Here is a 13,458-nt window from a genome sequence, read left to right as displayed (position 1 = left end):
TTTTTTATGCCCGGCGTTTGGGTGCAGCGGCGACGGACAACGGTGTTGCTTGTCTCTTCGCTACTGCTGCTGGCGCCGCAGCCATTCAGCGGCCACGTCGCCCATTGTTTTGGGCGACCCATCTTTTATCCACGCCATAAACGCGCGATTAAATTGGAAACCTGGGCCGCAAGCTTCCGTCAAAAACGGCGAACATTCTGTGTATTTCGATAGGTCGTAGTGATCGGTGTTTCTGCCGTTATTCTGTCGCTGTGCCAGTCGAAACTAGTCATCCTGAGTTCTCTAAGTCGTAAATCCGGGCTGGGTTATTTAGAAGGCTTGTTCAGCGTATAAATCAAGCGTGGTGGTGTGTGCCGCCCAAGTCGATTCCGAGTAGCGGCCTCAACTCCACAATTCCCCCACCGGCGTATCCGCCGCATAGCGCGTCGCCACCTGCGCCTGCAGCAATTCGGCAGTGGCCAGCGCATCGGTCAACGCATGGTGCGCCTGGTACAGCGGTAGGTTGTAACGCAGGCGGGTATCAGCCAAACGGATCGACACCGGCTGGCGGCCCAGCAAGCGGCCCAGCCAGCCCGGTTGGCGCTTGGGATACAGGCGCGCCTCCAGCTGCATGGTGTCGATCACCGGGAACTGCAAACCTTCGCCCACTTGCTGGCGCAGCGCCTGGTCGAGAAAGCTGCGCTCGATGTTGCGGTAGTGCACCACCATCACCTTGCCGGCCATGACCGTCAGCAGCTCGTCGAGGATTTGCTCTAAGCGCGGCGCGTGGCGGATGTCGGAGTGGGTGATGTGGTGGAAGGTCACCGATTCGCCGCTCAGCTCGCTGGCCGGTTTGACCACCCAGTAGCGTGCTGCGCCGCAGCGGATGCGTTGCAGGCTGAAGGGCAGCAGGCCGAGGCTGACGATGGCGTGCTGGTTGGCGTCCAGGCCGGTGGTTTCCACGTCCAGGGCCAGTAGCGGCACCTGCTCCAGCGGGGTGTCGGCGGTTACGCAGCCGGCCCGGTAGAAGGCTTGCAGGCGTGGGTCGCGGGCGCTGCTGGCGAGTTCGGCAAAGCGCGCGGCCCAGTCCAGTGCTGTGGCGGTCACAGGGTTTTGCCCGGTTGTGCAGGGTAGCGGAAACGCAGGAATTTCTGCGCGTTGCTGAGCACGCCAAAGGCTTCCTTGAGGGTGTGCCGTTCGCTGGCGGACAGCGTTGCCGGTTCGATGTAGTTGCCCGGCGGGCGCCCTTCGGCCACGGCCAGGGCTTGGTGGCGCACCCGCACCAGGCTGAGAAACTCCAAAGCGTAGCGCAGCTGGCTGATGGCTTCGGGCTGCAGCAGTTTGGTTTTGCCGATGGCGTCCAAGCGCTCCAGGGAGTTCTGCGCTTTGCTGCCGCAGGCTAGGGCGTGCACGCGGATCAGGTCGGTGAGCGGCGCGGTGCCACGGCCCTTGAGGTTGATGATGTGCTTCTGCTGGCCGTCGGTTTCCATCACAAAGGTGCGGAAGAAGCCCAGCGGTGGCGTGCGGTTGAGGGCGTTGCGCGCCAGGGCGGCAAGGAAGGCCGGGTTGCTGCTGGCTTTCTGCGCGAGCAGGTCTTTGAGGTTTTCCACCAGTTCGACCTCGCCATACACGCCGTCGAGGTCGAAGAAGATGCAGCTGTTGAGCAGGGTTTGCGGCTTGGGTTGGTCGATCCACTGCTGGAAGTAGTCGCGCCAGACACTCAGCGGCTGCCGCCACTGGGCGTTGCTGGCCATTATGCCGCCCTTGCAATAGCTGTAACCGCAGGCGGCCAGGCCGTCGCTGACGAACTGGGCGAGGGCGGCGAAGTAGGCATCGTGCTGCGCCGGATCGAAGCGGTCATCGAGCACCAGGGCGTTGTCCTGATCGGTGACCAGCAGCTGTTCATCACGGGCCATGGAGCCGGCGACCATAAAGCAGTAAGGCACCGGCGGCGGGCCGAGTTGCTGTTCGGCCAGCTCCAACAGGCGCTGGGTAAAGGCGCGGCCGATGCCGGCCATGGCGCTGCCGACCATATGCGCGGTGGCCTGTTCGTTGACCATGCGCACGAAGGTGCCGCGCAGGTCCGCCAGCAGGCTCTGCAGGCCGGCGACATCCGTTTGGTTGAAGATCGAGTTGACCAGGTACAGGCTGCTCTGCGACTCGTAGCGGATGATGTCGCTGAGGTTGATCAGGCCAATCGGCCGACGCCGCTGCATCACCGGCAGGTAGTGGATGTTATGGCGGAGCATGCACAGCATGGCGTCGAATACGCTGTCATCCGCCTGAACGGTGATGGGATTTGGCGACATCACCTCGCTGACCGGCGTGGCGCTGTCCAGCCCAACGGCGAGCACGCGGGTGCGCAGGTCGCGGTCGGTGAGGATGCCGACCATGCCGGCCGAAGATGCGCTGTCGTCGACGATCACCAGTGAGGACACGCTCTGCTCGGTCATCAGCTGCGCGGCCTGCTGCACGGTGGTGTGCGGTGCCGCGCTGACCGCCTGGCGGGAGATCAGTTTGCGCACCTTGAGCTGGATCAGCTCGCTGGCCTGGCCCTGGCTTTCCACCGCAGATTTCAGCCGCGACTGGCCTTCGGCCTCGACGAACTCGGCAAAGCCGTCGTGCTCTTCGCAGAGCTGGGCGAACAGGGTGGCGGGGATAAAGTAGATCAGGCTGTCTTCAATCGCCCGCGCCGGGAAGCGCACCTTGTTGCTGCGCAGCAGGCCGGCCTGGCCGAAGATATCGCCCTCGCTCAGGCGGTTGTACAGCGCACCGTTGCGTCGGTAGATTTCCACCGCGCCGCTGCGTACATAGTGCAGCTCGTGAATCGCCGCGCCGTACAGCAGGATGTCGCTGCCGGCCTTGAAGTAGGCCACCTCGATCTGCCGGGCGATGGCGTCCAGGCTTTCGTCGGGCAGCGCATCGAAGGGCGGGAAGCGCTGCAGGTGATCGCGGATTTCCAGTAACTCGATCTGCATGGGGTGCCTCGCAGTGGCTGGCCCTAGAGGATACGGCGATTGTCCGGTGCTGTCCGCCTTGCTGGCGTTACCGGGTGTGCCAGCAAGCGCGGTCGACGCCGGCTATGGTGTGAGGTGGTAAGCAGATAGCGCAGGCGATCAGCGGGTTTTTATCAAGGAGTGGCTATGCAAGGGGCGGGATTCTGGGTGGTGCTGGCGCTGCTGGCGGCGCTCGCTGGTTTGGCGATTTATTACTACAACCGCCTGGTGTTCAACCGCGCGCGGGTGGCCGAGGCCTGGAGTGGTATCGATGTGCAGCTCAAGCGCCGCGCCAGCCTGATTCCGGCACTGGTCGAGTGTGTGCGCCAGTACATGAGCTACGAGCAGAGCACCCTGCAGGCGCTGGTACAGGAGCGCATGCGTGCGGTGCAGCTGGCCGATTCACCGCCGGGTGCGCGGGGCCCGGTAGAGGCGCATCTGGGCACGCAGCTGCGCCAGTTGTTTGCCTTGATCGAGGATTACCCGGCGCTCAAGGCCGATGGTCAATTTCTCGACCTGCAACGCAATATCACCGAGGTCGAGGAGCATATTCAGATGGCCCGGCGTTACTACAACGGCGCGGTGCGCGAGTTGAATGTGCTGGTGGAGTCGGTGCCGAGCAACATGGTGGCGCGGCCTTTTGCCTTTACCCAGGCGGAGTACTTCAGCCTGGATGACCCGCGTGATGCCCAGTCGCCAAAAATGGAGTTTTGACATGCTGCGAGTGCTGCGTTTTGCCCTGTTGAGCCTGTGCCTGCTGCCGCTGTGGGCTGCAGCAGCCGAGGTGATTGAAGACTTTGCCGTGACCCTGCAGGTGCAGGCGGACGGCAACCTGCTGGTGACCGAGCGGATCACCGTGCAGGCCGAGGGTGAGCAGATCAAGCGCGGCATCTACCGCGATCTGCCGGTCAGCTACAGCTTGCCCCTCGGCCTGTTGCAGAGCAGCCCGATCACCCTGCTTGCGGTGAGTCGCGATGGTCAGGCGGAGCGGGCGCGGGTCGAGCAGAACGGCAGCTGGGTGCGCTATTACCTAGGCTCGGCCAACCAGCTGCTGCAGCCGGGACGCTATCAGTACGAACTGCGTTACCGGGTTGAGCGCCAGCTGTTGCACCACCTCAATACCGATGAGCTGTACTGGAACGTCACCGGTAATCAGTGGGTCTTTCCGATTCTCAAGGCCTCGGTCGAGGTCAAACTGCCGCCGGGTGCGCGGATGGGGGATGTGGCCGCCTATACCGGAGCCGGCGGTGATCAGGGCAAAGCCTATGAGGTGCTCGAACAGCGCGACGACACCCTGCGTCTGGCCACCACCCAAGCCTTGCCGGCCTATCACGGCCTGACTGTTGCCGTGGATTGGCCTGCCGGCCTGGTGGCGCGGCCGGGTGTAATGCAGCGCCTGGGCTCGATGCTGTTGGATAACCTTGGCCTGTGCCTGGGCGCGCTGCTGCTGGTTGGTCTGGTGATCTTTTATATGCGTACCTGGGATCGAGTCGGCCGTGACCCCGAAAAAGGTCTGATCATTCCACTGTTCGAAGCTCCGAAAGGCATGAGCGCGGTGCAGGCCGGCTACCTCTGGCATCGCGGTTTCAAGGGCGCGTATCAGGATGCGCGGGCGTTCAGTGTGTGGCTCACCGATATGGCTATCCGCAAGCATCTGCACCTCGAAGACAAACCGCGCGGTGGCGGTTTTAGCCTGGCCCGCGGCACGGGTGAGCGCGCTGACTTCAGTGAGGCTGATCGCGAGCTGCGCAAGCGCCTGTTTCCGGCCAACAAGGAAGGTATCGCCCTGGAGATTGGCAGCGACTACGAGCCGCGCCTGGCCGATGCCGTGGCTGGGCTGAAAACCCAGCTGCAAACCGAGGGCAAGGCCTGGTTCAGCAATAACCGTGGCATCTGGACCTGGGGGCTGGTGTGGGCGGTGGTCGGCTGCCTGGTAATGGTGCTGACCGGCGCGCGTAACGAGGACGATGTGGCTGTCGGCCTGGCCGGTGTGGTGTTCACCCTGGGCTTTGGCGTGCCGTCGTTGTTTGTGCTGTACATGGCCTGGAATCAGCCCAGTTTGGGCAAGCAGATCGGCCTGGGCCTGGCGGGGTTGATGTTTGTCTGGCCAGTGCCGATTGGCTTGTGGATGCTCAGTGATGCGGCGTCGGTGCCGGCCTTGCTGCTGCTTTGCGTGTATGTGCTGGTGGTGGTGCTGTTCTATTACCTGTTGCCGGCGCCATCGGTTGAAGGGCGGCGTTTGCTCGATCAGCTGGAAGGCTATCGCGACTACCTGCAACTGGCGGAAAGTGAGGCACTGGCCCTGGCCGGCAATGCCCCGGCGATGAGCATTGCGTTGTACGAAAAGCACCTGCCTTACGCCATGGCCCTGGGCGTGGAGGACAAGTGGAGCGCGCGCTTCAGTACGGCGTTGGCCAATGGCCTGATCGACCCGGCGCAGCGTGACTATCAACCGGACTGGTACCACAGCCGCAGCTCATTCAGCACACCACTGGCGATGAGCGCCGCTCTGGCTGCTGGCCTGAGCAGCGCCACGGCACTGGCTTCATCGCCACCGTCGAGCAGCTCGTCAGGTGGGGGCGGTTCATCCGGCGGTGGTTCGTCAGGTGGCGGCGGCGGTGGCGGTGGCGGCGGCGGTTGGTAGGGCGCGGTTCAGCTTTTGTAGGAGCGGGGGGGACGCCCAGTTATTGCCCGCGATCACAGTCAATCCAACAACATCGCGGCCAAGGCTGGTTCGGCCATCGGCTTGTAGGAGCGGGCCATGCCCGCGATTCGCACGCATGGATTAGGCATCCCCGCGGTTCCTACAGGGTTGTGACAGTTGAACCCTGTCACAACCCTAGGGCTTGCGGGTTTCCTGCAGTTTGGCCAGCAAGGCTTCGCTTTTCGCCAACTGCTCGGCTTCGCTGAGCTGCGGGTTTTCCAGCACGCTGTCGAGTTGCGCGATCAGTTCGCTCTGCCGGTTGATCCGCTCATCGAGCTTTTCCAGCTTGCGCTGGTTAAACCAGCTCCACAGCGCCAGGGCGCAGGCGGCCAGTACCACGGCGCTCAGCACGATAATGGTCAGGGTGTTCATCGGCGCTCCAGCGTTTTGCCCATCAGCATGCGCGGCAACATAGCAGCGCCGCGCGTCACCGTCTGTGCCTGCTGCACAGAAAATCCCTGTGCGGCAAAAAACGCTTGGGCCACCAGACTTGCCTCGGTAAACAGCTCGCGCACCCCCGCTGCGCGCAAGCGTTGCTCGGCAGCGGCATACAAGGCGCTGGCGACACCTTGACGGGCATGGCTGGGCGCGCAGTACAGCAGGTCGATATGCCCATCCAGACTAAAGCCGATAAAGCCGGCTATAGCGCAGCCATCTTCGGCGATAAGTAACTCAAGTTGGGCAAAACGTGTTTGCCAGGCAAGCATGTCCGCGACCTCGGGAGACCAGGCTTGTCGCTGCGCTGTGTCGTAGTGCTGGGTGGTCAACTGGCTGACCGATGCCTGAAACAGGGCGACCAGGGCGGATAGATCCTGAGGCTGGTAGGCCCGTAAATTGAACGCGGCGGACGGCTGGGTTGTCATCGGAGTGGTCTGCAAGGGTTCGCCCGGCAGGTTAGCGCCGCGTATGCGCTAGGTAAATCGCTTCAGCGCCAGTTCCAAGTGCTGGCGGCAACAGCATCGTGGACGTGCAGGCTTTCTGCGTGTACCACGCGCAGCTGGAAGGCGCGGAACGCAGGCTGTTCGCGCAAGGCGCTGTGCAGGCGGCGGGCGGCGTCTTCGCAGAACATCAGGTTTTGCCCGTTGGCCAAGGCGAAGGCCTGCTCGTCGGCGCGCTTTACCGCCGTCTGCACGGCGGTGCCGAGGGCTTGTTCGGCAATATTGATCAGTGCAACCAGTGGCAACTCCGCGCTGTCGCTGTGCAGGCGCACCTGCAAAGTGGCGAAACTGCGCTGGCTGTGTGGCGTGGCGACGATGCCCTGGGGTGAGCCGAGCCAGGCTAGCAGTTGTGTGTGATCCAGCGGCTGGTCGGCGAAGTCCTCGACAAAGCGCTGCTGAATCAGCTGGCGCGCCAGGGCAGCGGAGCACGGGCAGGTCGAGGAATAGGCCACTTCTACCTGCAGTTCCACGTGAAACCCCCATGAATCCTGGCGTGCACGCACTTCGAAGGGGTAAGACTTCCATCCTGCCAGAGGGCTGACCAGTGCCGGGCGGCTGAGCAAGGCCTCGCCGCGCAAGGTGATGGACGCCTGCCGCGACAGGTCCTGATGGCTGTGCAGAAACTCGTTCAGCAACTCTCGCAACGTCGACGGGCTCAGTTCGCGCTGTTCCAGCCGATGCAGCGCCAGGTACAGGCGCGACATATGTATGCCGCGCGCATGGCCATCATCCAGGCTAACCCCGACATCGGCGCTGGCATTGATGCGTTGCCCAGCCAGATTGATTGGCAGCGCGATGCCCTGCATGCCAACCCAGTCCAGCGCCTGTGTGTGGTCGGGTGTTTGCGCGGCTATGTCCGGCAAGGTCAGTGCGTTCATCAGAAATCTGCCGCTCGGCTGTGGGTTTAAGTGTTATGTTATAACAAGTAAATTACAAAGCCAGTGAATCCTGACGATGACCGAAACACCGCTCACCCACGCCGAGCTGCTCGCCCAGCCGGCGGATGACTACATGAACGCCGCGCAACAGCAGTTTTTCCGCACGCTGCTGCTCAGCCAGCGCGATGAACTGCAAAACCGTATAGCCGAGGAGTTCGAAACCCTGCGCGAACGCGAAACCAGCAGCGACCCCGCCGACATTGGCAGCGCCGAAGAGCAGCGCCAGTGGCAACTGCGCCTGCTGGAGCGGGAAAAGAAGCTGCTCGACAAGATCGATGAAGCGCTCGACCGCCTGGCTCGCGGCGAATACGGCTGGTGTGTCGAGACCGGTGAGCCAATCGGCCTCAAGCGTCTGCTGCTACGGCCTACCGCCAGCCTGTGCATCGAAGCCAAAGAGCGTCAGGAACAACGCGAAAAACACCTGCGCCACGTTGATGGAGACTGAAACCATGACCAATCGCCTTCCCGTAACCGTGCTGTCCGGCTTTCTCGGTGCCGGTAAAAGCACCCTGCTCAACGCCATCCTGAAAAACCGTCAGGGCCTGAAAGTGGCGGTGATCGTCAACGATATGAGCGAGATCAATATCGATGGCAGCGAAGTTCAGCGTGATGTCAGCCTGAACCGCGCCGAAGAAAAGCTCGTGGAAATGAGCAACGGCTGCATCTGCTGCACCCTGCGCGAAGACCTGCTGGAAGAAGTCGGCCGCCTGGCCCGTGATGGCCGCTTCGACTATCTGCTGATCGAATCCACCGGGATAAGCGAACCGCTGCCGGTGGCCGAGACCTTCACCTTCCGCGGTGAAGACGGCCAGAGCCTGGCCGATGTGGCGCGCCTGGACACCATGGTGACAGTGGTCGACGGGGTGAATTTTCTGCGCGATTTCCACGAGGCCGAAAGCCTGGCCAGCCGTGGCGAAACTCTCGGTGAAGAGGATGAGCGCTCAATCACTGACCTGCTGATCGAACAGGTGGAATTCGCCGATGTGCTGCTGATCAGCAAAATCGACCTGATCAGCAGCCATGAGCGCGAGGAGTTGATGGCCATTCTCAAGGGCCTCAACACCCACGCCGAAATCGTGCCGATGGCCATGGGCGCTGTGCCGCTGGAGAAGATCCTCAACACCGGTCGTTTCGACTTCGAGCGCGCTGCTCAGGCGCCGGGTTGGCTTAAAGAGTTGCGCGGTGAACACATCCCGGAAACCGAGGAATACGGCATTGCCTCCACCGCTTACCGGGCGCGTCGGCCGCTGCATCCAGAGCGCTTCTTCAACTTTATCAACCGTGAATGGCGCAATGGCCGCCTGCTGCGCAGCAAGGGCTTCTTCTGGCTGGCCAGCAAGTATCAGGAAGCCGGCAGCTGGTCCCAGGCGGGCGGTCTGATGCGCCATGGTTTTGCCGGGCGCTGGTGGCGCTTTGTGCCCAAGGCGCAGTGGCCACAGGATGAGGAGGGCCTGCAGGCGATCATGAAAAACTGGCAAGCCCAGACCGGTGACTGCCGTCAGGAGCTGGTGTTTATCGGCCAGAACATCGACTTTGCTCGACTGACCGCCGAACTGGATGCCTGTCTGCTCACCGAGGCGGAAATGGCCCTCGGTGTTGATGCCTGGCGTGCACTGCCCGACCCGTTTGGCCCCTGGCATGAGGAGGCAGCCTGATGCTCGCGCAGGTGTTGCGCCAGCCGCTGCAGCAGATCGCCAGCGAGCAGATTGATGTATTCGGTGAGGTGCTGCGTGATGAGGTCAACCTGGCGCTCTGGCAGCGCCAGCTGCCCGCGCAGATCAGCGATTTTGCCAACGCCCTGTTAGCTCAGGGCGAGCCGCTGGGGCAATCCATCGTGCTGGAGTTGGCCAGCCCGGAGAGTGAGCCGAACCTGAGCGGTCTGGTCGATACCTACAGCGATTTGCCGGGGCAGGCGGCCTTTTTGCAGGACGTCAGCTGGCTGGTCAGCGCCTTCGCCTGTCTGTTCGACGCCAAACGCATCGGCCTGCGCCTGCGTATTCTCGACAAGGCCATGTGCCCGCGTTTCCACGTTGATCATGTGCCGGTACGGCTGATTACCAGCTACGCCGGGGTCGGTAGTGAGTGGCTGGAAGAAGGCGTGATGGCGCGCCGCCGCTTGGGCGACCTTGGCGCTGAACCGAGCGATCCGGCCCTGATCCAGCGCGCCGAGGCTGGCCATGTGCTGCTGGCCAAGGGTGAAAAATGGATAGGCAACGAGGGCGGCGGCTTGATCCACCGCTCGCCGCAACCAGCGGCCGGTGAGGGGCGATTGCTCCTGACCCTGGACTGGCTGGCTTAAATTTCAGGCAAAAAATAGGCTGCGAGAAAGCAGCCTTAAGCACCAGAAAGGCACACCGGCGCGTGACCCGGCATGCAGGGGTGAGGTACCCAAGGCCACTAGAACATAGACAGGGTTACGCTTTGATGACGGCTCGCAGGCTGTTGAAAAACTACCTACGTTGCCATTGCGGCGTTAAAAACAGGCTGCCTGGCTAACGTTTTTCAACGGCCGGTTAGCGCGCCATCCACACACCCTTGCTCTGCTTTTCGCAGAAGGGCTTGAGGTAGGTGGCATCCGTGGCGACGCCGTAATAGTGCACATCCTGCTGGTAAGGCGTGCCGCCTACCGTGGCGTTGCGGCATACGCCAAAGGCGCCCATCGGGCACTGCTCGACAAACTCCACCTCGACCTTCTGACCCTGCAGCTGCGGCTGGCAGAAACCGGTGCGGAACAGGTTGGGCGGGATGCTGCGGTTCTGCTGGCAGACCTTCACATCTAGGCGCTCGGCCTGGCTATGCACCACACAGGCTTCACCCCAGGCCAGGCCGGACAGTGTAAACAGGCTCAGCAACAGAAAAACACGCATCGACCGATCCCCCAAAAAATATGCCGGCGACTCTAGCATGCAGCTTTTATTCAGTCTGCGCTCTGGATCGGGGTTCTCCCTGGGCCGGCAAACCCGCACCATAGGCCCATGCTGAAAAATATCCCCACTCATCTGATCGCCGGGCCGCTCGGTGCCGGTAAGACCAGCCTGATTCGCCACCTGCTGGCGCAGCGCCCGGCGCATGAGCGCTGGGCGGTGCTGATCAATGAATTCGGCCTGATCGGCCTGGATGCCGCGCTGCTGACCACCGACGACGACGGAGTGGCCCTCGGTGAAGTGGCGGGTGGCTGCCTGTGCTGCGTTAACGGCGTGCCGTTTCAGGTTGGGCTTAGCCGGCTGTTGCGCAAGGCCAAACCGGACCGCCTGCTGATCGAGCCGTCCGGCCTCGGCCATCCGCTGGTATTGCTCGAACAGCTGCGCGAAGCGCCCTGGGCTGGCGTGTTGGCGGTGCAGGAGCCGTTGCTGGTGCTGGATGCTCAGGCTTTGGCCGCCGGTGTTGCGCTGCCAGAGAGTCAGCAGGCGACGCTTGGCCACGCCGGGCTGCTGCTGTTGAACAAGGCCGAAGGGCTGGATGAGGCTACCCAGGCGCGCATTCAGCTGCAACTGCCCGCGCGACCGATTTACTGGACCCGCCAGGGTGCATTGCCACTGGCAGAACTGCCCGGTTTTAGCGCCCAGGCCGAGAGCGCGGGCACGCTGGACAACCTGCCCAGTGGCAGCGCGCCGCTGCCGCTACTGTGGCGCAGTCCACGCGAGCCGATCTGCCAGGTGCAACAGCAGGCCGAAGGCTGGAGCATCGGCTGGCGCTGGCACCCCAGTCAGCAGTTCGAGCTGTTGCGCGTGCAGCAGTGGCTGAGTGGGCTGCCCTGGCGCCGCGCCAAGTTGGTGCTGCACACCAACGCCGGCTGGCTGTCCGCCAACGCTCTCAATGGCCAGGCCCTGCACTGGCAAAACAGCGAATGGCGCAAGGACTCGCGGCTGGAGTTGATCTTCAGTGAGGCGCAAGACATCGCCACTCTGCAAGCGGGGTTCGCCCAGTGCCGATTAGCCTGAGGCGAACGGCTGCCGGGTGTTGATAAACTGCGGCTACTTTTCTCTGGATCACGCCCATGCACCTCCAACCCTGGTCCCACGACAGCAGCGCCGGTTTCACCCTGCGTGGCTGGTATACGCCGCCTACGGGTAAACCCGTGCTGCACTTTCTGCATGGCAACGGCTATTGCGGGCGGGTGTATACGCCGATGTTGGCGCTGTTGGCCGAGGATTTTGATCTGTGGCTGTGCGATGTGCAGGGTCATGGTGAGAGCGATCACGGCGGACGCTTTCATGGCTGGAACCGCAGCGCCGAACTGGCAGTTGAAGCATTTACCGCTGGGCGTGAGCGCTTTGCCGATGTCCCTGTCTATGCGCTGGGCCACAGCTTTGGCGGGGTACTGACTAGCCTGATCCTGGCGCGTCATCCAGCGCTATTCCAGCGTGCGGTTTTGCTCGATCCGGTGCTGTTCAGCCCGGCGATGATCGGGGTGATGGCGTTGTCCGATGTGGTGGGCTTGAGCCGGCGTACCACCCTGGCCAGCAAGGCGCTCAAGCGCCGCAGCAGCTGGCCGGACCGCGCCGCCGCCCACGCGGCACTGCATGGCCGTGGGATGTTTCGCGGCTGGACCGAAGAGGCCTTTGCTGCCTATATCCAGCATGCCTTGAAGGACAGCGACAAAGGCGCCGAGCTGCGCTGCCGGCCGAGTCGCGAGGCGGATATTTTCAGCTCATTCCCCAAGCGTCTGTGGCCGTCGCTGGGCAAAGTCTCTACCCCGACCCAGGTGCTCTATGGCGAGCGCAGCTATCCCTTTGTGGCCAAGTCGGTGGCCCGTTGGTGCGCCAGCAATGGGCATGTCAGCGGCCATGTGGTGCCCGGTGGGCACTGTTTTATGCAGGAGCAGCCAGAGGCCGCTGCAGCGCGCGTTAGCGACTTTCTGCTGCAGCGTGGCTGAGCATGCAGGCCGCTACTCGGGAGGACGTCTGGTTGATGTTGTCCGACCTGTGGCTGGATACCGAGCTGGATCAGCGCTGGCTGGCAGGGATTGCTGATGTATTGCGGCGTAGCGGCCTGAGCAGGGCGCAGCTGGAGGCAATCTGGTTGTATGAAGTGGCCCCCGTGGTCTGGCTCAATCACTGGAACTTTACCGGTGTGTGGGGCGGCTTCGATTCGCAGTGGTTGCTCGCCGGTTGCCGGCGCAACCAGCAGCGTGGGCGCTGGCATCGCTGCAAATGCCGGTTGTTGCGCTGGCCGATGACCTACGGCTGCCAGAGTGAATGGCAGCAGATTCTCGGGTACTTGGCCGAGCCACCTGCGGGCGGTTCGATTTAGCGCTTTGGCAGTGCCGCTTATGGCGAGTGGGGCGGTGTTTTTACTGGTGCGGGCTGCTGTCGTCGGGCAAATGGCGCTGGTTGCGCCACTGTGCCATTTCAATCACCTGGGCACTGTCTGCCGGCGGTTCGCGGAAGGGGTGGGCCGCCAGTTCGATACGCCCCACCTGCTTGCCGAACATCACGATGCTGCCGGCATGACGCTGCTCACCGGTTACCGTGAATTCGAAGCCATACACCCGCGCCAGACGCTTGCGTCCACGAGCATCGGGCAACAGGGCGAGCCGGCGCAGGGCAACATTGCCATCGAGCAACTCCACATCAGCCTTGGCGCAGTGCTGCTGCACCAGGGTCAACGCGCGCTCACGCAGGCCATGGGCATGCCATAGCCAGGCGCAGGCGGTGGCGAACAGCATCAGCAGAAATACATCGAAGAGGTCGATCATGGTGGCTCCGCGGCAGAGTGCAGAGCTTAACCGATTGCCGCACAGTTCTTGGTGCCGGACTTGTCGCCGTTAAGCAGTTGCTTTAGGGTCTGTTGCCGTTTCGTTCGCGGCCGCGCCGGAGCCTGTTTTAGCGCGAGGCAAGGCACGAGACACGAAGTTTGGTTGTCCCAAATGAGTGTCGAGAAACGCAGCATCGCGCTAAAAC

The 13,458-nt window shown here is 62.8% G+C and carries 15 protein-coding genes and 1 pseudogene; 8 read left to right on the top strand and 8 right to left on the bottom strand.

Features of this window, described 5'->3' with window-relative positions; translation table 11 throughout:
- Positions 1-60 precede the first annotated feature (60 nt).
- The 3 genes and pseudogenes from RHP75_RS20845 to RHP75_RS20835 form a co-directional block, all read right to left on the bottom strand.
- Positions 61-272 (bottom strand): annotated as a pseudogene (locus tag RHP75_RS20845) (DUF6434 domain-containing protein).
- Positions 273-381: 109 nt separating this feature from the next.
- On the bottom strand, positions 382-1,086 hold the full coding sequence (locus RHP75_RS20840; protein WP_311089860.1) for a 3'-5' exonuclease: 705 nt from the start codon (positions 1,084-1,086) through the stop codon (positions 382-384).
- Positions 1,083-2,957 (bottom strand): DUF294 nucleotidyltransferase-like domain-containing protein, encoded by a 1,875-nt coding sequence (locus RHP75_RS20835; protein WP_311089859.1) that lies wholly within the window; start codon positions 2,955-2,957, stop codon positions 1,083-1,085. Before RHP75_RS20835 ends, RHP75_RS20840 begins: the two co-directional genes overlap by 4 nt.
- 165 nt (positions 2,958-3,122) lie before the next feature.
- Here RHP75_RS20835 and RHP75_RS20830 point away from each other — a divergent pair, with 165 nt between their 5' ends.
- Both RHP75_RS20830 and RHP75_RS20825 read left to right on the top strand, forming a co-directional pair.
- On the top strand, positions 3,123-3,689 hold the full coding sequence (locus tag RHP75_RS20830; protein ID WP_311089858.1) for a LemA family protein: 567 nt from the start codon (positions 3,123-3,125) through the stop codon (positions 3,687-3,689).
- Position 3,690: 1 nt separating this feature from the next.
- Entirely contained in the window at positions 3,691-5,619 is a 1,929-nt protein-coding gene (locus RHP75_RS20825) for a DUF2207 domain-containing protein (protein ID WP_311089857.1), read from the top strand.
- A gap of 195 nt (positions 5,620-5,814) precedes the next feature.
- Here the strand turns inward: RHP75_RS20825 and RHP75_RS20820 are convergent, their stop codons facing one another.
- From RHP75_RS20820 to folE2, 3 genes are all read right to left on the bottom strand, one after another.
- Positions 5,815-6,051: a hypothetical protein gene (locus RHP75_RS20820; RefSeq protein WP_311089856.1), complete on the bottom strand. Its 237-nt coding sequence runs from the start codon at positions 6,049-6,051 to the stop codon at positions 5,815-5,817.
- Positions 6,048-6,542 carry a GNAT family N-acetyltransferase gene (locus RHP75_RS20815; protein WP_311089855.1) on the bottom strand — a complete coding sequence of 165 codons (495 nt, stop codon included), beginning with the start codon at positions 6,540-6,542 and terminating at the stop codon, positions 6,048-6,050. Before RHP75_RS20815 ends, RHP75_RS20820 begins: the two co-directional genes overlap by 4 nt.
- Before the next feature lie 62 nt (positions 6,543-6,604).
- Complete coding sequence (folE2, locus tag RHP75_RS20810) at positions 6,605-7,495, bottom strand: GTP cyclohydrolase FolE2 (RefSeq protein ID WP_311089854.1); 891 nt, start codon at positions 7,493-7,495, stop codon at positions 6,605-6,607.
- A gap of 76 nt (positions 7,496-7,571) precedes the next feature.
- On the opposite strand from folE2, the gene dksA reads away from it, so the two are divergent.
- The 3 genes from dksA to RHP75_RS20795 are packed head-to-tail and all read left to right on the top strand — an operon-like array spanning position 7,572 to position 9,854.
- The gene (gene dksA / locus RHP75_RS20805; protein ID WP_311089853.1) at positions 7,572-8,000 is read left to right on the top strand and encodes an RNA polymerase-binding protein DksA; all 429 of its coding nucleotides are present in this window, start codon (positions 7,572-7,574) and stop codon (positions 7,998-8,000) included.
- Positions 8,001-8,004: 4 nt separating this feature from the next.
- Positions 8,005-9,210: a zinc metallochaperone GTPase ZigA gene (gene zigA, locus RHP75_RS20800; RefSeq protein WP_311089852.1), complete on the top strand. Its 1,206-nt coding sequence runs from the start codon at positions 8,005-8,007 to the stop codon at positions 9,208-9,210.
- Positions 9,210-9,854 carry a DUF1826 domain-containing protein gene (locus RHP75_RS20795; protein WP_311089851.1) on the top strand — a complete coding sequence of 215 codons (645 nt, stop codon included), beginning with the start codon at positions 9,210-9,212 and terminating at the stop codon, positions 9,852-9,854. The genes zigA and RHP75_RS20795 overlap by 1 nt, the downstream gene beginning before the upstream one ends.
- Positions 9,855-10,068: 214 nt before the next feature.
- Here the strand turns inward: RHP75_RS20795 and RHP75_RS20790 are convergent, their stop codons facing one another.
- Positions 10,069-10,422: an NADH:ubiquinone oxidoreductase gene (locus tag RHP75_RS20790; protein ID WP_233683121.1), complete on the bottom strand. Its 354-nt coding sequence runs from the start codon at positions 10,420-10,422 to the stop codon at positions 10,069-10,071.
- A 108-nt stretch (positions 10,423-10,530) separates the two neighbouring features.
- Here RHP75_RS20790 and RHP75_RS20785 point away from each other — a divergent pair, with 108 nt between their 5' ends.
- Genes RHP75_RS20785 through RHP75_RS20775 form a run of 3 tightly spaced genes read left to right on the top strand, consistent with a single transcriptional unit; the run spans position 10,531 to position 12,808 of the window.
- On the top strand, positions 10,531-11,496 hold the full coding sequence (locus tag RHP75_RS20785) for a CobW-like GTP-binding protein (RefSeq protein ID WP_311089850.1): 966 nt from the start codon (positions 10,531-10,533) through the stop codon (positions 11,494-11,496).
- 56 nt (positions 11,497-11,552) lie between these two features.
- Positions 11,553-12,431, top strand: coding sequence for an alpha/beta hydrolase (locus RHP75_RS20780; protein ID WP_311089849.1), 879 nt, complete (start codon positions 11,553-11,555; stop codon positions 12,429-12,431).
- A 35-nt stretch (positions 12,432-12,466) separates the two neighbouring features.
- The gene (locus RHP75_RS20775) at positions 12,467-12,808 is read left to right on the top strand and encodes a hypothetical protein (protein WP_311089848.1); all 342 of its coding nucleotides are present in this window, start codon (positions 12,467-12,469) and stop codon (positions 12,806-12,808) included.
- Positions 12,809-12,848: 40 nt separating this feature from the next.
- Here the strand turns inward: RHP75_RS20775 and RHP75_RS20770 are convergent, their stop codons facing one another.
- Positions 12,849-13,253: a DUF3301 domain-containing protein gene (locus tag RHP75_RS20770; RefSeq protein ID WP_311089847.1), complete on the bottom strand. Its 405-nt coding sequence runs from the start codon at positions 13,251-13,253 to the stop codon at positions 12,849-12,851.
- Positions 13,254-13,458 lie beyond the last annotated feature (205 nt).

The organism is Pseudomonas sp. SG20056 (assembly GCF_031764535.1).
In the GTDB taxonomy this organism is placed as follows: domain Bacteria; phylum Pseudomonadota; class Gammaproteobacteria; order Pseudomonadales; family Pseudomonadaceae; genus Aquipseudomonas.
Note: the sequence above shows the minus strand (reverse complement) of the source record. Positions and strands in the feature narration are given on the sequence as shown.